At 61.5% G+C, this 18,028-nt stretch carries 19 protein-coding genes; 16 read left to right on the forward strand and 3 right to left on the reverse strand.

Annotation, left to right across the window (positions count from 1 at the left end; translation table 11 throughout):
• Positions 1 to 17: 17 nt before the first annotated feature.
• Together kdpA and ACJ8IM_RS05460 are read right to left on the reverse strand one after the other, a co-directional pair.
• Entirely contained in the window at positions 18 to 1,706 is a 1,689-nt protein-coding gene (gene kdpA / locus ACJ8IM_RS05455) for a potassium-transporting ATPase subunit KdpA (RefSeq protein ID WP_033655172.1), read from the reverse strand.
• Entirely contained in the window at positions 1,706 to 1,795 is a 90-nt protein-coding gene (locus ACJ8IM_RS05460; protein ID WP_016928742.1) for a K(+)-transporting ATPase subunit F, read from the reverse strand. Before ACJ8IM_RS05460 ends, kdpA begins: the two co-directional genes overlap by 1 nt.
• 441 nt (positions 1,796 to 2,236) lie before the next feature.
• Here ACJ8IM_RS05460 and ACJ8IM_RS05465 point away from each other — a divergent pair, with 441 nt between their 5' ends.
• From ACJ8IM_RS05465 to nei, 12 genes are all read left to right on the forward strand, one after another.
• On the forward strand, positions 2,237 to 2,446 hold the full coding sequence (locus tag ACJ8IM_RS05465) for a YbfA family protein (RefSeq protein ID WP_004939916.1): 210 nt from the start codon (positions 2,237 to 2,239) through the stop codon (positions 2,444 to 2,446).
• 140 nt (positions 2,447 to 2,586) lie between these two features.
• The gene (locus ACJ8IM_RS05470) at positions 2,587 to 3,543 is read left to right on the forward strand and encodes a YbgA family protein (protein ID WP_033655171.1); all 957 of its coding nucleotides are present in this window, start codon (positions 2,587 to 2,589) and stop codon (positions 3,541 to 3,543) included.
• A 15-nt stretch (positions 3,544 to 3,558) separates the two neighbouring features.
• Complete coding sequence (gene phrB, locus ACJ8IM_RS05475) at positions 3,559 to 4,989, forward strand: deoxyribodipyrimidine photo-lyase (protein ID WP_033655170.1); 1,431 nt, start codon at positions 3,559 to 3,561, stop codon at positions 4,987 to 4,989.
• 22 nt (positions 4,990 to 5,011) lie between these two features.
• A complete protein-coding gene (locus ACJ8IM_RS05480; RefSeq protein ID WP_033655169.1) occupies positions 5,012 to 5,992 on the forward strand; it encodes an MBL fold metallo-hydrolase in 981 nt (326 codons plus the stop codon).
• Positions 5,993 to 6,010: 18 nt separating this feature from the next.
• Positions 6,011 to 6,754, forward strand: coding sequence for a type 2 GTP cyclohydrolase I (locus ACJ8IM_RS05485; protein WP_033655168.1), 744 nt, complete (start codon positions 6,011 to 6,013; stop codon positions 6,752 to 6,754).
• A gap of 159 nt (positions 6,755 to 6,913) precedes the next feature.
• A complete protein-coding gene (pxpB, locus tag ACJ8IM_RS05490; protein ID WP_101427886.1) occupies positions 6,914 to 7,570 on the forward strand; it encodes a 5-oxoprolinase subunit PxpB in 657 nt (218 codons plus the stop codon).
• The gene (gene pxpC / locus ACJ8IM_RS05495; protein WP_033655167.1) at positions 7,564 to 8,496 is read left to right on the forward strand and encodes a 5-oxoprolinase subunit PxpC; all 933 of its coding nucleotides are present in this window, start codon (positions 7,564 to 7,566) and stop codon (positions 8,494 to 8,496) included. Before pxpB ends, pxpC begins: the two co-directional genes overlap by 7 nt.
• Positions 8,486 to 9,226, forward strand: a complete 741-nt coding sequence (gene pxpA / locus ACJ8IM_RS05500) for a 5-oxoprolinase subunit PxpA (protein ID WP_033655166.1) — start codon at positions 8,486 to 8,488, stop codon at positions 9,224 to 9,226. The genes pxpC and pxpA overlap by 11 nt, the downstream gene beginning before the upstream one ends.
• A gap of 54 nt (positions 9,227 to 9,280) precedes the next feature.
• On the forward strand, positions 9,281 to 10,012 hold the full coding sequence (locus ACJ8IM_RS05505; RefSeq protein ID WP_033655165.1) for a DUF969 domain-containing protein: 732 nt from the start codon (positions 9,281 to 9,283) through the stop codon (positions 10,010 to 10,012).
• The gene (locus ACJ8IM_RS05510; protein ID WP_033655164.1) at positions 10,009 to 11,028 is read left to right on the forward strand and encodes a DUF979 domain-containing protein; all 1,020 of its coding nucleotides are present in this window, start codon (positions 10,009 to 10,011) and stop codon (positions 11,026 to 11,028) included. The genes ACJ8IM_RS05505 and ACJ8IM_RS05510 overlap by 4 nt, the downstream gene beginning before the upstream one ends.
• 8 nt (positions 11,029 to 11,036) lie before the next feature.
• Positions 11,037 to 11,681, forward strand: coding sequence for a pyroglutamyl-peptidase I (pcp, locus tag ACJ8IM_RS05515; protein WP_033655163.1), 645 nt, complete (start codon positions 11,037 to 11,039; stop codon positions 11,679 to 11,681).
• Between the two features lie 54 nt (positions 11,682 to 11,735).
• A complete protein-coding gene (gene nei, locus ACJ8IM_RS05520) occupies positions 11,736 to 12,527 on the forward strand; it encodes an endonuclease VIII (RefSeq protein WP_033655162.1) in 792 nt (263 codons plus the stop codon).
• A gap of 57 nt (positions 12,528 to 12,584) precedes the next feature.
• On the opposite strand, the gene ACJ8IM_RS05525 is transcribed toward nei, so the two are convergent.
• Positions 12,585 to 13,877, reverse strand: coding sequence for a citrate synthase (locus ACJ8IM_RS05525; RefSeq protein ID WP_016928730.1), 1,293 nt, complete (start codon positions 13,875 to 13,877; stop codon positions 12,585 to 12,587).
• 730 nt (positions 13,878 to 14,607) lie between these two features.
• On the opposite strand from ACJ8IM_RS05525, the gene sdhC reads away from it, so the two are divergent.
• The 4 genes from sdhC to ACJ8IM_RS05545 are packed head-to-tail and all read left to right on the forward strand — an operon-like array spanning position 14,608 to position 17,838.
• Positions 14,608 to 14,997: a succinate dehydrogenase cytochrome b556 subunit gene (gene sdhC, locus ACJ8IM_RS05530; protein WP_004939893.1), complete on the forward strand. Its 390-nt coding sequence runs from the start codon at positions 14,608 to 14,610 to the stop codon at positions 14,995 to 14,997.
• Complete coding sequence (gene sdhD / locus ACJ8IM_RS05535; RefSeq protein WP_004939891.1) at positions 14,991 to 15,338, forward strand: succinate dehydrogenase membrane anchor subunit; 348 nt, start codon at positions 14,991 to 14,993, stop codon at positions 15,336 to 15,338. The genes sdhC and sdhD overlap by 7 nt, the downstream gene beginning before the upstream one ends.
• Positions 15,339 to 17,105: a succinate dehydrogenase flavoprotein subunit gene (sdhA, locus tag ACJ8IM_RS05540; RefSeq protein ID WP_015376974.1), complete on the forward strand. Its 1,767-nt coding sequence runs from the start codon at positions 15,339 to 15,341 to the stop codon at positions 17,103 to 17,105.
• 16 nt (positions 17,106 to 17,121) lie between these two features.
• Positions 17,122 to 17,838: a succinate dehydrogenase iron-sulfur subunit gene (locus ACJ8IM_RS05545; RefSeq protein ID WP_004939885.1), complete on the forward strand. Its 717-nt coding sequence runs from the start codon at positions 17,122 to 17,124 to the stop codon at positions 17,836 to 17,838.
• Positions 17,839 to 18,028 lie beyond the last annotated feature (190 nt).

An 18,028-nucleotide genomic window follows, 5' to 3' on the forward strand; every position in this document is an offset into this window, starting at 1 on the left:
TCTCTCTGTGACGTCGATTAGTTTGCCAACCAAAGCTGCAAATGCTCGGCCACCGGGCCCAGCGCCAGCGCCGGCACGAAGGTCAGCGCGCCCACCAGCAGCACGGTGCCGATCAGCAGGCCGATAAACAGCGGCCCATAGGTCGGCAGGGTGCCGTTGCCCGCCGGCTGGCGCTGCTTGGCGCTCAGCGAGCCGGCGATCGCCAGCACCGGCAGGATCACCCCGAAGCGGCCGACGAACATGGCGAAGGCCAGCAGCAGGTTGTAGAACGGCGTATTGACGCTCAACCCGGCGAAGGCGCTGCCGTTGTTGTTGGCGGCGGAGGACAGGGCGTACAGCACTTCGCTGAAGCCGTGGGCGCCCGGGTTGAGGATGCCGGCGCGGCCCGCGTCGGTGCCGATGGCCAGCGCGCTGCCCAGCAGCACCAGCGTCGGCGTGACCAGGATCGCCAGCGCGGTCATCTTCATGTCGTAAACGTCGATCTTCTTGCCCAGATATTCCGGGGTGCGGCCGATCATCAGACCGGCGATAAACACCGTCAGCAGCACGAACAGCAGCATGCCGTACAGGCCGGAGCCGACGCCGCCGAACACCACTTCGCCGATCTGCATCAGCCACATCGGCACCATGCCGCCCAGCGCGGTGAAGGAGTCGTGCATGGCGTTGACTGCCCCGCAGGACGCGGCGGTGGTGACTACCGAGAACAGGCTGGTGGCGAGAATGCCGAAGCGCGACTCTTTGCCTTCCATATTGATGTTGCTGTCGGCGCCCAGCGCGCTCAGGTGCGGGTTGCCTGCCAGCTCGGCGACCATCACCGCCACCACCGCCGCCACGAAGATCAGCGCCATCGCCCAGATCAGCGCATGGCCCTGGCGGTTTTCACCGGCCAACTGGCCGAAGGAGAAGCACAGCGCGCAGGGGATCAGGAAGATGGCCAGCATCTGCACGAAGTTGGTCAGCACGGTTGGGTTCTCGAACGGGTGCGCCGAGTTGGCGCCGAAGAAGCCGCCGCCGTTGGTGCCGAGCATCTTGATCGCTTCCTGCGAGGCCACCGGCCCCATCGGCAGCGTCTGCTGCGCGCCTTCGAGCGTGGTGACGTGCAGGTAAGGCAGGAAGTTTTGCAGCGTGCCCTGGCTGACGAAGAACAGGGCGATCAGCAGCGCGATCGGCAGCAGCACATACAGCGTGATGCGGAACAGATCGGCCCAGGCGTTGCCGACGGTCTTGCCGGCGCGGCGGGTAAAGGCGCGGATCAGCGCAAAGGCCACGGCGATGCCGGTAGAGGCGGAGACGAAGTTCTGCACCGCCAGCCCGGCCATCTGGCTTAAATAGCTGAGGGCGCTTTCGCCGCTGTAGGCCTGCCAGTTGGTGTTGGTGACGAAGCTGACGGCGGTGTTGAGCGCCAGATCCCAGGAGAGGCCCGGGAAGCCTTGCGGGTTGAGCGGCAGCGAGCCCTGTGTCATCAGCAGGGCAAACAGCAGCGCCAGGCCGAGCAGGTTGAACGCCAGGATCGCCAGCGCGTACTGCCACCAGTTCATCTCGGTGACGCGGATGCCGCAGGCGCGCCAGACGCCGGCTTCCACCCCGCGTAGCGCAGGCAGCGGCTCACCTTCGATCAGGCGCGCCATAAAGCCGCCCAGCGGCCGGGCCAGCAGCAGAAGCACCAGCAGGAAGCTGGCGATCAGTAAAAAGGCTGAAGCCGCCATCAGAAATCCTCCGCGTTAAACAGGGCGTAGACCAGATAGGCCAACAGCAGCAGAACCAACAGCGCACCACCAATAACGCTGAAACTCACGGGACACCTCCAGAGGTGTTGTTTTTGATAGAAGCAGTGTAGGGAGAGGGGTAGAAAGAAGATGAAAAAATCGCGCGGGCGGGTGTAAAAAAAGTATAAAAATGGCTGAAATTTCAGCGAAAATTTAGCATTTCAATCATCAGGCCGGTGGCGAGATTGTCCCTGATGGGGGAGGGAGAACAGGCGTAAGCGGGAAATAATGAACCAGATAATAACCACAATGTAACTCATGGTAAGTTAAAAATTAACCTTTCTGTAACAAAATTACGGATCGCGGCGGCGATTAGCGATTTTTTGTGCGATTCAGTGGTCGGATGAGTAGTAAACTTTCATCAAGTGCGCTAAAATTTTGTCCAGTTACCAAATTACCGATTGTTCATTTGATACGCCGACGCCGTTTTCCCTGACAAATCAACGGCAGGCGTTTTTAAGGAGGTTCGCATGTCTACGACCTATCACGCTTATTCACTGCATCGGATTCTCCTGCGCCGCAGCGCAGTGGTTATCGCGGGCATTTTGGCCCTGCCGGTGATGCTGTTCCGCAGCGATCGCGGGCGTTTTTACAGCTACCTGCACCGCGTCTGGTCAAAAACCAGCGATAAGCCGGTCTGGCTGCAGCAGGCGGAACTGGCGTCCTGCGATTTCTACTGAGCCACTGCCGATTCACGAAAACCCTCGCCCTGCGGCGAGGGTTTTTTTATGCCTATAGCCGGCCCTATCAAGCGCAAGGTCGTATTCGGCAAGCCATTCTTCTACACTTTCCTCATCGGTCAACAACACGGGAGAGCGGTATGAGCGACAAGATCCCTATCGGCATCAGCGCCTGTTTACTGGGCGACGCGGTGCGTTTCGACGGCGGCCACAAACGGCTGGCCTTTGCGGTGGAACAGTTGGCGCCCTATGTGCGCTTTGAGCCCGTTTGCCCGGAAATGGCGATCGGCCTGCCTACGCCACGCCCGGCGCTGCGCCTGGTGAAACAGGCGCAGCCGTGGCCGGCGATGCGCTACAGCAACGACGCCGGCGTGGATCTGACCGAGGAGATGCGCGGCTTCTCCGCGCAGCGCGTGGCGGCCTTGCAGCATCTGTGCGGCTATATCGTCTGCGCCAAGTCACCGAGCTGCGGCCTGGAGCGGGTGCGGGTCTACAGCGAAAACGGCAAGGACTCGCGTAAAAACGGCGTCGGGCTGTTTACCGCGGAACTGCTGCGCCAGATGCCGTGGCTGCCGGTGGAAGAAGACGGACGATTGCAGGATGCGGCACTGCGGGAAAACTTTATCGAGCGGGTGTACGCGCTGTACGAGTTGAACATGCTGTGGCGCCAGGGGCTGTCCCGCGGCGGGCTGATCGCGTTTCACAGCCGCTACAAGCTGTCGCTGCTGGCGCATTCGCAGCCGGCGTATCGCGAATTGGGGCGCTTCGTCGCCGATATTCACCGCTGGGATTCGCTGGAGGCCTTCGCCGTGGAATACCGCAGCCGCCTGATGGCGCTATTGGCGCACAAGGCAACGCGGCGCAACCACACCAACGTGTTGATGCACGTGCAGGGCTACTTCCGCCGTCAGCTCAGCGCGGCGCAGCGCCAGGAGCTGGCGCACCTGATCGACCGCTACCGGCAGGGCATGCAGCCGCTGTTGGCGCCGATCGCGCTGCTCAAGCATTACATGGCGGAATACCCCGATCGCTATCTGGCGGAACAACGCTATTTCGAACCTTATCCGGAGGCGCTGCGTTTGCGTTACGGCCATTGATTGACAAGGAGTTTTATGACCACGCATCTGGTCTGGTTGCGTAACGATCTGCGTATCACCGACAACAAAGCCCTGCACGCCGCCTGCAGCGATCCCGAAGCCCGGGTGCTGGCGGTGTTTATCGCCACACCGCAGCAGTGGCGGCAACATGAGATGGCGCCGCGGCAGGCGGCGCTGATCCACGCCAGCCTGCGGGCGGTGCAGCAGGCGCTGGCGCACAAGGGCATTGCGCTGCATTGCCATTCCTGTGCGGACTTTGCCGCGTCGATCGACTGGCTGGCGGACTATTGCGAGCGAGAGCAGGTGGATGCGCTGTTTTACAATCGCCAGTACGAACTGAACGAACGGCGGCGCGATGCGCGGCTGGAACAGCGGTTGAGTGGCCGGGTGAGGTGTCACGGTTTCGATGACAGCCTGCTGTTGCCGCCGGGCAGCGTACTCACCGGCGGCGGCGAGATGTACAAGGTCTATACGCCGTTTCGCAACGCCTTTCTTCAACGCCTGACCGAGTCCGACGTGAGTTGCCTGCCGGCGCCGAAGACTCGCGCCGGTGGCGCGTTGCCTGCGCCTGAAGCGCCGGCGGCGTTCGATTACCCTATGGCGGAGACTGGGGATGGCTATCCCGCCGGTGAGGAGGCCGCGTTGCAGCGGCTGCGCGCCTTTTGCCGCGAGCAGGTGCAGGATTACCTCCGGCAGCGCGATCTGCCGGCCCTCAACGGCACCAGTAGCCTGTCGCCCTATCTGGCGATCGGCGTGCTGTCGCCGCGCCAGTGCTTCAACCGCCTGCGCGCCGAATGCCCGCAGCTGCTGGAAGATCGCGAAAGCGGTGCCTTCGCCTGGCTCAACGAGCTGATTTGGCGTGAGTTCTATCGCCATCTGCTGGTAGCCTATCCCGATCTGTGCCGCCATCGGCCGTTTATTGCCTGGACGGACAAGGTGCGCTGGTGCGATGACGCGGCGAAGCTGCACGCCTGGCAGCGGGGCGAGACCGGCTATCCGATCGTCGATGCCGCCATGCGCCAGCTGAACGCCACCGGCTGGATGCACAACCGGCTGCGCATGATCAGCGCCAGTTTTCTGGTGAAGGATCTGTTGATCGACTGGCGCGCCGGGGAGCGCTATTTCATGTCGCAACTGCTGGATGGGGATCTGGCGGCCAATAACGGCGGCTGGCAGTGGGCGGCATCCACCGGCACCGACGCCGCGCCGTATTTCCGCATCTTCAACCCGACGACTCAGGGTGAACGTTTTGATCCACAAGGCACTTTTATCCGTAAATGGTTGCCGGAACTGGCGGATGTGCCCGACAATGACATCCATCATCCCCATCGCTGGGCGGAAAAGCAGCGATGCACGCTGAACTACCCGCTGCCGATCGTCGATCATAAGCAAGCCCGGCTGGAGACGCTGGCGGCGTTCGAGGCGGCAAAACGGGGAGAGTCTTGAGGCAACTGCAAGGAGCGACGCAATGATGAAAAAGGTGCTGGCCCTGTGCCTGAGCGGCTATTCCGCGCTGGCGATCGCCGGCTTTGACGTGGTGGCGCTCGGCGTCGACGGCGGCGTCAGCGACGGCAACCTGACCTCCTACCTGATCCGCAGCGACAATCAGCCGCGGTATGTGGCGCTGGACGCCGGTTCGCTGCTGCCGGGCATCGCCAAAGGGCTGGAGAAGGGCAGCTTCCCGCAGGTGACGCCCGAGCTGGCCGCGCCTTACACGCCGCAGGGCTATGTGTTCCGGCAGTTGATCGGCAGCTACTTTATCAGCCACGGCCACCTGGACCACGTGGCGGGGCTGATCCTCGGCTCACCTGAGGACAATAAAAAAACCGTTTACGCCCAGGCGGACACCGTACTGACCCTGCGTAATCACTACTTCAACTGGAAGGCGTGGCCGAACTTTACCGACGCCGGCAACGGCTCGCGGCTGGGCACCTACCGGCTGCAAACGGTGCGGCCGCAGCAGCGGTTTACCCTCGGCCTGACCGGATTGACCGGCGTGATGTACCTGCTCAGCCACGATCGCTATCCTTCGTCGATGCTGCTGATTTCCAACGGCAACGAGTTCTTCGCCTACTTCGGCGATACCGGGCCGGATAAGGTGGAGCAGTCGCGCGATCTCGATACCGTCTGGCGCGCGCTGGGGCCGCTTGTCGAGCAGAAGAAGCTCAAGGGCATGATTATCGAAACCTCTTACCCTAACGGGGTGGAGGACAAACATCTGTACGGCCATTTGACGCCGGCCTGGCTGCTGAAGGAGCTGAAGAACCTGACGCAGTACAGCGGCGGCGAAGGCTCGCTGAACGGTTTGCCGGTGGTGATCAGCCACATCAAGCCCAGCCTGAAGCAGGGCGAAGACACGCGCGCCGCCATTGCGCAACAGCTGGCTCAGGGCAACGATCTGGGGGTGAAATTCATCCTGATGGCGCAGGGCGACCGGCAGACATTTTGACTATGAAGAGAGAAGAGAATGCGTAACCTCGATCTGGAACAACTGATCAACACGGAACTGAACGCCGCGGCGTTTCAGGACTACGCCCCCAACGGATTGCAGGTGGAAGGCCGCCCGCACGTGCAGCGCATCGTGACCGGCGTCACCGCCTGTCAGGCGCTGCTGGACGCCGCGGTGGCGCATCAGGCCGACGCGATTATCGTGCACCACGGCTATTTCTGGAAAAACGAGGCGCCGGCGGTGCGCGGCATGAAGCGCAACCGCCTGAAAACGCTGCTGACCCATGATATCAACCTGTACGGCTACCACCTGCCGCTGGACGCGCATCCGGTGCTGGGCAACAACGCGCAGCTGGCGCAGGCGCTGGGCATTCGGGTGATTGGCGACGTCGAGCCGCTGGTGCCGCACGGCGAATTTGAACAGCCGCTGACCGGCGAAGCGCTGCAGCAGCGTATCGAAAGCCGGCTGGGGCGCGCGGTGCTGCACTGCGGCGATAACGCGCCTGAGTACATTCGCCGGGTGGCCTGGTGCACCGGCGGCGGCCAGGGCTTTATCGACAGCGCGGCGCGCTTCGGCGTCGATGCGTTCATCAGCGGTGAAGTGTCTGAGCAGACCATTCACAGCGCGCGCGAAATGGGCGTGCATTTCTTCGCCGCCGGCCACCACGCCACCGAGCGCGGCGGCGTGAAGGCGCTGGGCGACTGGCTGGCGCAGCACCACGGCTTTGATGTGACCTTTATCGACATCCCGAATCCCGCCTGATTTTTTTCTTCCCCGGATCCAGCCCGGCCTGTGCGCCGGCTGAATCCTTCTATCGCGCTATTTCCTTATTTTCCCTATGGTTGCGTTCTATTGACAGCCGGGGCCGCGTCACGCATAACTGGTGTGTTTTTCATCGCGATAATAATAAGGAGAATAAGGGTGCAACAAGCACGTTATTACCTGTTGGGTGAAAGAGCGGTAGTGCTTGAACTGTCGCCGCCGGTGACCTTACCGAGCCAGCAGCGCATCTGGGCGCTGGCGGAAAAGCTGAATCACCACCCCGACGTGCGGGAAGTGGTGCCGGGGATGAATAACCTGACGCTGTTGCTGCATACGCCGCAGGCCGACGCCGAAGCGATGCTCGTGCTGCTGCAGCAAGGTTGGGAAAGCAAAGAGAGCCTGACGCCGGAATCGCGCCAGGTGGATATTCCGGTGGTCTACGGCGGGGAGCAAGGCCCCGATCTGGATGAAGTGGCGCGCCATACCGGCATGACGCCGCGGCAGGTGGTGGAATGCCACGCGGCGGCGGCCTACGTGGTCTATTTCCTCGGCTTTCAGCCGGGCTTCTCCTATTTGGGCGGCATGCCGGAACAACTGGCGACGCCGCGCCGCGCGGAACCGCGTCTGGCGGTGGCGGCCGGCTCCGTCGGCATCGGCGGCGGCCAGACCGGTATCTATCCGCTGGTGACGCCCGGCGGCTGGCAGCTGATCGGCCGCACGCCGCTGGCGCTGTTCAATCCGCATGAAATGCCGCCGACGCTGCTGCGCCCGGGCGATAACGTGCGCTTCGTGCCGCAGAAGGAGGGCGTATGCTGATTATTCTGCGTGCCGGCATCTATACCACGGTGCAGGATTTGGGCCGCGAGGGATTCCGCCGCCTGGGCATCAGCACCGGCGGGGCGCTGGATCAACCGGCGCTGAAGATCGCCAACCTGCTGGTGGGCAATGCGCCGGAGGCCGCCGGGCTGGAGATCACCCTCGGCCAGTTCAGCGCCGAGTTTACCCGCCCTGGCTGGATCGCCTTGACCGGTGCCGGCTGCGACGCGCAGCTGGACGGCAAGCCGCTGTGGACCGGCTGGCGCTACCCGGTGAAAAAGGGGCAGCGGCTGGCGCTGGGCACGCCGAAACGCGGCATGCGCAGCTACCTGGCGATCTCGGGCGGCATCGCCGTGCCGGAAATGCTGGGCTCATGCAGCACCGACATGAAAGCCGCCTTTGGCGGCCACGAAGGCCGTAATCTGAAGGACGGCGATCGGTTGCCGCTGGGCAAATCCACCGTGCTGCCGCAACACCGCTGCGGCGTGAAGCAACTGCTGTTCACCAACCGCATTCGCGCGCTGCCGGGGCCGGAGTACGCTGAATTCAGCGAAGAGGCGCAGGACACGTTCTGGCGCACCGCCTGGCAGCTCAGCCCGCAGAGCAACCGCATGGGCTACCGCCTGCACGGCGGCACGCCGCTGGAACGCACCACCGACCGCGAGATGCTGTCGCACGGCCTGCTGCCCGGCGTGGTGCAGGTGCCGCACAACGGCCAGCCGATCGTGCTGATGGCCGATGCGCAAACTACCGGCGGTTACCCGCGTATCGCCTGCGTGATCGAGGCCGATCTCTACCACTTGGCGCAGATCCGTCTCGGCGAACCGATCCACTTCGTTCTCTGCTCACTGACGGAGGCGCAGCGCGCCAAAGCCGAGCAGGATCTCTTCCTTCGACAGATTGCCTGGGGGTTACATGATCGTTGATTTGAACGCCGATCTCGGCGAAGGCTGCGCCAACGACCAGGCGCTGTTGCAACTGGTGAGCTCGGCCAACATCGCCTGCGGCTTCCACGCCGGCGATGCGCAGACCATGCGTCAGTCGGTGCGCTGGGCATTGCAGTACGGCGTGGCGATCGGCGCCCACCCGAGTTTTCCCGATCGGGAGAACTTCGGCCGCACCCGCATGCAGCTGCCGCCGGAAACGGTGTACGCGCAGGTGGTGTATCAGCTCGGGGCGCTGGCGGCGATCGCCCGCGCCGAGGGCGGGGTGATGGTGCACGTTAAGCCGCACGGCATGCTGTACAACCAGGCGGCGGTTGAGCCGGCGCTGGCGGAAGCGATCGCCCGGGCGGTGCAGGCGGTCGATCCGGCATTGCGGCTGGTGGGGCTGGCCGGCAGCGAGCTGATTCGCGCCGGGGAAAAACTTGGTCTGACTACCCGACAGGAGGTATTCGCCGATCGCGGCTATCAGGCCGACGGCACGCTGGTGCCGCGCGGTTTGCCGGGGGCGCTGATTGAGGATGACGAACAGGCGCTGGCGCAAACGCTGGAGATGGTGCGCCATCACCGGGTGCGCAGCGTGGATGGCGTCTGGACCGCCGTTCAGGCGGAAACCGTCTGCCTGCACGGGGACGGCGAGCATGCGCTGGCGTATGCGCGCAAGCTGCGGGACAGTTTTGTTCAGCAGGGCATCCGCGTCAGCGCGGAGCAGTAAAGCAAGACACAACATCACAAGCAAAAAACTATTAGAAAATATCGAGGGAAGACTATGGAACAGGCCGTGAATCTCTGGCCACTGATCGGCATCGCCGCCATCGTGGTCGGGTTTGTATTGCGTTTCAACCCGGTGCTGGTGGTGATCGCCGCCGGTATCATCACCGGTTTGGCGGCGCTGATGCCGCTGGACGTCATTTTGGAAAAGCTCGGCGAGGGTTTTCTCAACACCCGCAACCTGCCGCTGATCCTGCTGTTGCCGCTGGCGGTGATCGGCCTGCTGGAGCGCCACGGGCTGAAAGAACGGGCGCAGACGTGGATCGCCAGGATCAAAAGCGCCACCGCCGGCCGTCTGCTGATCGTCTACCTGTTCGTGCGTGAGATTACCGCGGCGATGGGGCTGACCAGCCTGGGCGGGCATCCGCAGATGGTGCGGCCGCTGCTGGCGCCGATGGCGGAAGGGGCGACGGAAAACCGCTACGGCGAGCTGCCGGAGCGCACGCGCCACCGTTTGCGTGCCATGTCGGCCGCGACCGACAACGTCGGGCTGTTCTTCGGCGAAGATATCTTCGTCGCCTTCGGCGCGATCATCTTCATGCACAACTTTATGCTGGAGTCCGGCGGCATTCAGACCGAGCCGCTGCATATCGCGCTGTGGGGCATTCCGACCGCGATTTTCGCTTTCCTGATCCACGCGTTCCGGCTGTATCGGATGGATAAGCAGCTGAGCGCCGAGCTGGCGCAGCTGAATCAGGCGGCGCTGCAGGCGAAGGGGGAGGCACGATGAACTTCCAGCAACAATATCTCTACTGGCTGGCCGGCGCGGTGCTGCTGATTGTGGCGGTGATGTCCTTCCGCGATCGCGCCAACCCGCGCCGCATCACCACCGGGCTGTTTTGGGGGCTGTACGGCCTGGTGTTCCTGGTCGGCGACTGGACTTACCGCCTGCTGGGCGACGTGCTGGGCGAGGGCAGCAACGAAAAACGCATGCTGCATATCATCGTTGGCGTGGTGGTGGTGGTGATGGCCTTGATCGCCGGCTTTGGCGGTGTGCGCCTCGGCAGCTATCATCAACGGACGCCGCAGGAGCGCGAGGCCAGCGCCAAGCGCCTGGGCAACAAGCTGTTTATTCCCGCTCTGGCAATCCCGGTGGTGACGGTGATCGGCGTGCTGCTCTTCAACAACGTGCCGGCGTTGCAAAGCGCGGTATTCGGCAGCGGCAACCATGCGACGCTGATCACCCTGTTCTCGATGACCGTCGGCTGCCTGATCGGTCTGGCGATCGCGGTGAAAATGACCCATGAGAAGGCCCTGCAGCCGATACAGGAAGCGCGGCGCTTGCTGGATTCGATCGGCTGGGCGTTCATTCTGCCGCAGATCCTCGCCACGCTGGGGCTGCTGTTTACCGTCGCCGGCGTCGGCACCGCGATCTCGCATTTGACCCAGGAGTATCTGGCGGTCGATAACCGCTTTATCGCCGTGGCAGTCTACGCTATCGGTATGGCGGTGCTGACCATGGTGATGGGCAACGCCTTCGCCGCTTTCCCGATCGTTACCGCCGGCATCGGCATTCCGATCCTGGTGTTGCAGCACGGCGGCAACCCGGCGGTGATGGCGGCGATCGGCATGTTCTCCGGCTATTGTGGCACCCTGATGACGCCGATGGCGGCGAACTTTAACATCGTGCCGGCGGCGCTGCTGGAGCTACCGGACAAGAATGCGGTGATCAAGGCGCAGGTGCCGACCGGCGTGCTGCTGCTGTTGGTTAACGTGTTTCTGCTGTATTTCCTGATGTTCCTGTAGGAGTAAGGATGCAAAAAGTATTGATTACCGGCTTTGAGCCGTTTGGCGGCGAGCGCCTTAACCCCTCCTGGGAAGTGGTGAAGCAGCTCAATGATATGGAGCTGGTCGGCACGCGCATCGTGGCGCGCCAGCTGCCGTGCGTGTTCGGCGCGGCGCTGGACGCGCTCAATGCGGCGATCGACGAGGTGCAGCCGGTGATGGTGCTGGCTATCGGCCAGGCCGGCGGCCGCACCGACATCACGATTGAACGGGTGGCGATCAACGTCGACGATGCGCGTATCCCCGACAATCAGGGGCAACAGCCGGTGGACGAGCCGATCGTCGCCGGCGGCCCGGCGGCCTATTTCAGCACCTTGCCGATCAAGGCGATGGTCAGTTCGATGCGTGAGGCCGGCATTCCGGCCGCCGTTTCGCAGACCGCCGGCACCTACGTGTGCAACCATGTCATGTATGGCTTGCTGCACCGTTTGAGCGGCCAGCGCGAGGTGAAGGGCGGCTTTATCCATATCCCGTATCTGCCGGAGCAGGCGGCGGCGCACCCCGGCGCGCCGAGCATGGCGGCTTCGACGGTGCTGTTTGCATTGGAGCTGGCCGTTTCCATCGCTTTGCAGGTGGAACACGATCTGAAAGTGGTGGGCGGCGCGACGCATTAATCAAGAAAATCCCCGGCGCATCGGGCTGCGCCGGGTCTACGTAAGGAGTGGTCTATGCCGGAAGGACCGGAGATTCGCCGGGCGGCGGACAAACTGGCGGCGGCGGTGATCGATCAGCCGTTGACCGCCGTCGATTTCGCTTTTCCCCAGCTGAAACACTATCGCCAGCGTCTGCTCGGCGAGCGCATCGTCGCCATCGAGCCGCGCGGCAAGGCGCTGCTGACCCATTTCTCCAATGGGTTGACGATGTACAGCCACAACCAGCTGTATGGCGTGTGGAAAGTGGCGGCGGCCGGGGAAACGCCGGAGACCAGGCGCGATCTGCGGGTGCGGCTGGAAACCGCCCGCAGCGCGATATTGCTCTACAGCGCTTCCGACATTACCGTCGGGCCGCGCGAGGAGATAGAGCAACACCCGTTTTTGCAACGCATCGGCCCCGACGTGTTGGACATGTCGTTGACGGTAGACGATGTGGAGGAGCGGTTGCTGACGCCGCGTTTTCGCCGCCGGCAGCTGGGCGGCATGCTGCTCGACCAGGCGTTTCTCGCCGGATTGGGCAATTATCTGCGCGCCGAAATCCTGTGGCAGGCCGAACTGGCACCGCAGCACAAACCGCAGGATCTGCCGCCGGAGGCGCTGCGCCGCCTGGCGGAAGCATTGCTGGCAGTGCCGCGCCTTTCCTACCAGACGCGCGGGCAGGCGGATGACAACCGGCATCACGGCGCGCTGTTTCGCTTCAAGGTGTTTCATCGCAGCGGCGAGCCCTGCGAACGCTGCGGCGGGATGATCGTGCGTACCGATCTGTCGTCGCGGCCGTTTTATTGGTGCCCGGGTTGCCAGAAATAACCAAAAAAAACGCCGCCCGAAGGGGCGGCGCGGTGCGGTTTCAGCCGGGAAAGCGGCTTACTTGTTTTTCAGCTGGGATTTGAAATCGCGTTCGGCATAGCCGGTGTACAGCTGACGCGGACGGGCAATTTTGATGCCTTCGTCGTGCATTTCGTTCCAGTGGGCGATCCAGCCGATGGTGCGCGCGATGGCGAAGATCACGGTGAACATGGAAGAAGGAATGCCCATCGCCTTCAGGATGATGCCGGAGTAGAAGTCGACGTTCGGGTACAGTTTCTTCTCGATGAAGTACGGGTCGTTCAGCGCGATGTGTTCCAGCTCCATCGCGACCTGCAGCAGGTTGTCGTCCTTCTTGTTCAGCTCTTTCAGCACTTCGTGACAGGTTTCGCGCATCACGGTAGCGCGCGGATCGTAGTTCTTGTACACGCGGTGGCCGAAGCCCATCAGGCGGAAGGAGTCGTTCTTGTCCTTGGCGCGCTTGATGAATTCCGGAATGTGCTCGACGGTCTTGATCTCTTCCAGCATTTTCAGCGCCGCTTCGTTGGCGCCGCCGTGTGCCGGCCCCCACAGGGAAGCGATGCCGGCCGCGATGCAGGCGAACGGGTTGGCGCCGGAAGAGCCGGCGGTGCGCACGGTAGAGGTAGAGGCGTTCTGCTCATGGTCGGCGTGCAGGATCAGGATGCGGTCCATGGCGCGTTCCAACACCGGGTTCACCACGTACTCTTCGCACGGGGTGGCGAACATCATGTGCAGGAAGTTGCCGGCATAGGACAGATCGTTGCGCGGGTAAACGAACGGCTGGCCCAGGGAGTATTTGTAGCACATCGCCGCCACGGTCGGCATTTTGGACAGCAGGCGGAACGCGGTGATTTCACGGTGACGCTCGTTGTTGACGTCCAGCGCATCGTGGTAGAACGCCGCCAGCGCGCCGGTCACGCCGCACAGCACCGCCATCGGGTGCGAGTCGCGACGGAAGCCACGGAACAGATGGGTGATCTGGTCGTGGATCATGGTGTGGCGGGTGACGGTGGTCTTGAAGGTCTCGAACTCTTCCGGCGTTGGGGTCTCGCCGTAGAGCAGGATGTAGCACACTTCCAGGTAGGAAGATTCTTTCGCCAGCTGCTCGATAGGGAAGCCGCGGTGCAGCAGCACGCCTTTGTCGCCGTCGATGAAGGTAATCTTGGATTCGCAAGAAGCGGTGGAGGTAAAGCCGGGATCAAATGTGAAATAACCTTTGGAACCCAGAGCGCGGACATCGAGGACATCGGGGCCCAGTGTCGGTGTCAATACGCCCAGTTCGATCGGAGCTTCGCTGTCGTTAATGGTTAGCGTCGCTTTCTTATCAGTCATTTACTGTCTCCTTAGCGCCTTATTTTAAAAACCACTAACAACTGAAATACCTTAAATCTCTGCAGGTTGCCCGCAAAAAAATGGTGCGGACGCTAACTCTGTGAGCGACTGCGCAACTGTGCGCGGGTAGGGTACAGAGTGCTGACCAGGCGAACGAGACGGGTGACCAGTTGTTAACGATTCATAGTAATTCGTTATAGTCTGTTAATCTTACCTATGAGCTGTTCGAAGAGATGTGAACCTATCCCAATAATCTGTTTTTATTTGCTTTATTTGCTTTTTGACGCCGGCAAAATCGAGCGGGAAACAACGGCTATTGGGATAGGTTCGTCAAATACACTGTTGCACAACTCGAACCCGGGGGGAAGTGTATCTGCTGACCCATAGCGCATCATAGGACCGTTTGTGCCCCTATATGTAATGGAAATGTTGATCTCTTGTCAAATCAGATAATTAATTTTGCACTAATTGTGAAATCCGTGATCTGAATCACTGTTCGGGGGAAATGTTATCAAAGCGGTTGTATGAGAATTGTAATCAGAATGTGATCCTCCTATACTGCCGCCAGGTCTCCGGATTACCCTGAAGTAGGAGCACCCAGCGTTATAAATGCGCGCCGTTTGAGCACAGAGGATGTTGATGTTTGAGCGCGTGACGTGTAAGGGTTTTAGGCTCTTAACGCTGTCTGATCCCCGCCCAGGCCCGGAGGAAGGAAAATAATAAGAGCTGTGTGGGCAAATACGTGAAAAAACAACGACCTGTCAACTTGGATCTGCAAACGATCCGGTTCCCCGTAACTGCGATAGCGTCTATCTTACACCGAGTCTCTGGCGTAATTACCTTCGTTGCCGTGGGTATCCTCCTCTGGCTGCTGGGCCTGTCACTCTCTTCCCAAGAGGGGTTCCTGCAGGCGGCCGCCATCATGAATAGCTTCATCGTCAAATTCATATTCTGGGGCATCCTCACGGCGCTGGCCTATCACATTTGCGGTGGCATCCGTCACTTGTTAATGGATTTTGGCTACATCGAAGAGAGTTTGGCCGCCGGTACCCGTTCCGCCCAGGTGGCGATCGGCCTGACCGTCGTGCTGTCAGTTCTGGCTGGAGTCCTCGTATGGTAAACAACGTTTCTGCATTAGGGCGCAACGGCGTGCACGATTGGCTGCTGCTGCGCGCTTCCGCTATCATTATCACCCTGTACGTCCTGTATATCCTGGGCTTCTTCGTCACGGCTCCGGAACTCACTTATGACATCTGGCGCGGTTTCTTCGCCACTTCCATTACGAAAGTGTTCACTCTGCTGACCTTGCTGTCGATTCTGGTGCACGCCTGGATCGGGCTGTGGCAGGTGCTGACGGACTACGTCAAGCCGCTGGCGGTTCGCCTGGTGTTGCAGCTGGCTGTCGTGGTCGCGTTGCTGGTCTATTTACTGTACGGAACAATCGTAGTGTGGGGTGCTTAAATGAAACTGCCAGTCAGAGAGTTTGATGCCGTCGTAATCGGCGCCGGCGGTGCGGGCATGCGTGCCGCGCTGCAAATTTCCCAAGCGGGCTCGACCTGTGCCCTGCTGTCCAAAGTTTTCCCGACCCGTTCCCATACCGTGTCCGCACAGGGCGGCATCACCGTCGCGCTGGGCAACAGCCACGAGGACAACTGGGAATGGCATATGTACGACACGGTGAAAGGTTCCGACTATATCGGTGACCAGGACGCCATCGAATATATGTGTAAAACCGGCCCGGAAGCGATTCTGGAACTGGAACACATGGGCCTGCCGTTCTCTCGTCTGGACGACGGCCGCATCTATCAGCGCCCGTTCGGCGGCCAGTCGCTGAACTTCGGCGGCGAGCAGGCGGCGCGTACCGCAGCCGCAGCCGACCGTACCGGCCACGCGCTGCTGCACACCCTGTACCAACAGAACCTGAAAAACCACACCACCATCTTCTCCGAGTGGTATGCGCTCGATCTGGTGAAAAACCAGGACGGCGCGGTGGTTGGCACCACGGCTATCTGCATCGAAACCGGTGAAGTGGTTTACTTCAAAGCCAAGGCCACCGTGCTGGCGACCGGCGGCGCAGGCCGTATTTACCAGTCCACCACCAACGCCCACATCAACACCGGCGACGGTGTCGGCATGGCGCTGCGCGCCGGCGTGCCGGTGCAGGACATGGAAATGTGGCAGTTCCACCCGACCGGCATCGCCGGCGCGGGCGTGCTGGTGACCGAAGGCTGCCGCGGCGAAGGCGGTTACCTGCTGAACAAACACGGCGAGCGCTTCATGGAGCGTTATGCGCCGAACGCCAAAGATCTGGCGGGCCGCGACGTGGTTGCCCGTTCGATCATGATCGAAATCCGCGAAGGCCGCGGCTGCGACGGTCCTTGGGGCCCGCACGCCAAGCTGAAGCTGGATCACCTGGGCAAAGAGGTGCTGGAATCCCGTCTGCCGGGCATTCTGGAACTGTCCCGCACCTTCGCGCACGTCGATCCGGTGAAAGAGCCGATCCCGGTTATCCCGACCTGTCACTATATGATGGGCGGCATTCCGACCAAGGTGACCGGCCAGGCGCTGACCGTGAACGAGAAAGGCGAAGACGTGGTGATCCCGGGGCTGTTCGCGGTGGGCGAAATCGCCTGCGTATCGGTGCACGGCGCCAACCGCTTGGGCGGCAACTCGCTGCTCGACCTGGTGGTGTTCGGCCGTTCCGCCGGCATGCACCTGCAGGAATCGCTGGAAGAGCAGGGCGTGAGCCGTGACGCCAGCGACTCCGACGTGGAAGCCTCGCTGGATCGTCTGAACCGTTGGAACAACACCCGTTCCGGCGAAGACCCGGTCGAAATTCGCAAGGCGCTGCAGTCTTGCATGCAGCACAACTTCTCGGTATTCCGCGAAGGCGATGCGATGGCCAAGGGCCTGGAAGAACTGAAAGTGATCCGTGAACGTCTGAAGAACGCACGCCTGGACGATACCTCCAGCGAGTTCAACACCCAGCGCATCGAGTGCCTGGAGTTGGATAACCTGATGGAGACCGCGTATTCCACCGCCGTGTCGGCCAACTTCCGTACCGAGAGCCGCGGCGCGCACAGCCGCTTCGACTACCCGGAACGCGATGACGCCAACTGGCTGTGCCATTCGCTGTATCTGCCGCAATCGGAAAGCATGACGCGTCGTGAAGTGAACATGCAACCGAAGCTGCGCCCGGCATTCCCGCCGAAAGTGCGTTCTTACTAATTGCGGAGATCGACAGATGAAACTCGAATTTTCCATTTATCGCTACAACCCGGATGTCGATGACGCGCCGCACATGCAGGATTACACCCTGGAAGCGGAAGAAGGTCGCGACATGATGCTGCTGGATGCGTTGATCCAGCTGAAAGAAAAAGACCCGACCCTGTCGTTCCGTCGCTCATGCCGCGAAGGCGTGTGCGGTTCCGACGGCCTGAACATGAACGGTAAAAACGGCCTGGCGTGCATCACCCCGATTTCGTCGCTGCGCAAAGGCAACGGCAAGATCGTGATCCGTCCGCTGCCGGGCTTGCCGGTGGTACGCGATCTGGTGGTGGATATGGGCCAGTTCTATACCCAGTATGAAAAGATCAAGCCATACCTGCTGAACGACGGCAAGAACCCGCCGGCGCGTGAGCACCTGCAGTCGCCGGAGCAGCGCGCCAAGCTGGACGGTCTGTACGAGTGCATTCTGTGCGCCTGCTGCTCGACCTCTTGCCCATCGTTCTGGTGGAACCCGGACAAGTTCATCGGGCCTGCCGGTCTGCTGGCGGCGTATCGCTTCCTGATCGACAGCCGCGACACGGAAACGCAAGAACGTTTAGATGATCTGGACGACGCTTTTAGTGTTTTCCGCTGCCATAGCATTATGAATTGTGTCAGTGTATGTCCTAAAGGCTTGAACCCGACGCGTGCGATCGGGCATATCAAGTCCATGCTGCTGCAACGCGGCGCATAAACGGAATGAGATGCTGCGCCGGGCTCTTTTCCGGCGCACATCCCATAGGGGAGGGAACCTCTAAAAACTGACCCGCGGCTGCGGCGCTATGCAGCCTGGTTCTTCCGCCGGTTTTTAGAGGTTCCTTGTAAGGGACCGCAAGGTCCATAACAGAACGTATCGGGCCGTCATGGCCGCAAGTACGTCGAGT

This window comes from Serratia sp. CY33525, assembly GCF_052169115.1.
GTDB lineage: Bacteria > Pseudomonadota > Gammaproteobacteria > Enterobacterales > Enterobacteriaceae > Serratia > Serratia sarumanii.

Bases quoted from the DNA above. Each gene is read 5' to 3' on its own strand.
- pcp (WP_033655163.1), top strand. From the start codon at position 11,037: ATGCAAAAAGTATTGATTACCGGCTTTGAGCCGTTTGGCGGCGAGCGC.
- ACJ8IM_RS05485 (WP_033655168.1), top strand. From the start codon at position 6,011: ATGCGTAACCTCGATCTGGAACAACTGATCAACACGGAACTGAACGCC.
- sdhD (WP_004939891.1), top strand. From the start codon at position 14,991: ATGGTAAACAACGTTTCTGCATTAGGGCGCAACGGCGTGCACGATTGG.
- pxpC (WP_033655167.1), top strand. From the start codon at position 7,564: ATGCTGATTATTCTGCGTGCCGGCATCTATACCACGGTGCAGGATTTG.
- kdpA (WP_033655172.1), bottom strand. From the start codon at position 1,706: ATGGCGGCTTCAGCCTTTTTACTGATCGCCAGCTTCCTGCTGGTGCTT.
- ACJ8IM_RS05470 (WP_033655171.1), top strand. From the start codon at position 2,587: ATGAGCGACAAGATCCCTATCGGCATCAGCGCCTGTTTACTGGGCGAC.
- pxpA (WP_033655166.1), top strand. From the start codon at position 8,486: ATGATCGTTGATTTGAACGCCGATCTCGGCGAAGGCTGCGCCAACGAC.
- sdhA (WP_015376974.1), top strand. From the start codon at position 15,339: ATGAAACTGCCAGTCAGAGAGTTTGATGCCGTCGTAATCGGCGCCGGC.
- ACJ8IM_RS05510 (WP_033655164.1), top strand. From the start codon at position 10,009: ATGAACTTCCAGCAACAATATCTCTACTGGCTGGCCGGCGCGGTGCTG.
- phrB (WP_033655170.1), top strand. From the start codon at position 3,559: ATGACCACGCATCTGGTCTGGTTGCGTAACGATCTGCGTATCACCGAC.
- nei (WP_033655162.1), top strand. From the start codon at position 11,736: ATGCCGGAAGGACCGGAGATTCGCCGGGCGGCGGACAAACTGGCGGCG.
- ACJ8IM_RS05525 (WP_016928730.1), bottom strand. From the start codon at position 13,877: ATGACTGATAAGAAAGCGACGCTAACCATTAACGACAGCGAAGCTCCG.
- ACJ8IM_RS05480 (WP_033655169.1), top strand. From the start codon at position 5,012: ATGATGAAAAAGGTGCTGGCCCTGTGCCTGAGCGGCTATTCCGCGCTG.
- ACJ8IM_RS05505 (WP_033655165.1), top strand. From the start codon at position 9,281: ATGGAACAGGCCGTGAATCTCTGGCCACTGATCGGCATCGCCGCCATC.
- ACJ8IM_RS05545 (WP_004939885.1), top strand. From the start codon at position 17,122: ATGAAACTCGAATTTTCCATTTATCGCTACAACCCGGATGTCGATGAC.
- ACJ8IM_RS05465 (WP_004939916.1), top strand. From the start codon at position 2,237: ATGTCTACGACCTATCACGCTTATTCACTGCATCGGATTCTCCTGCGC.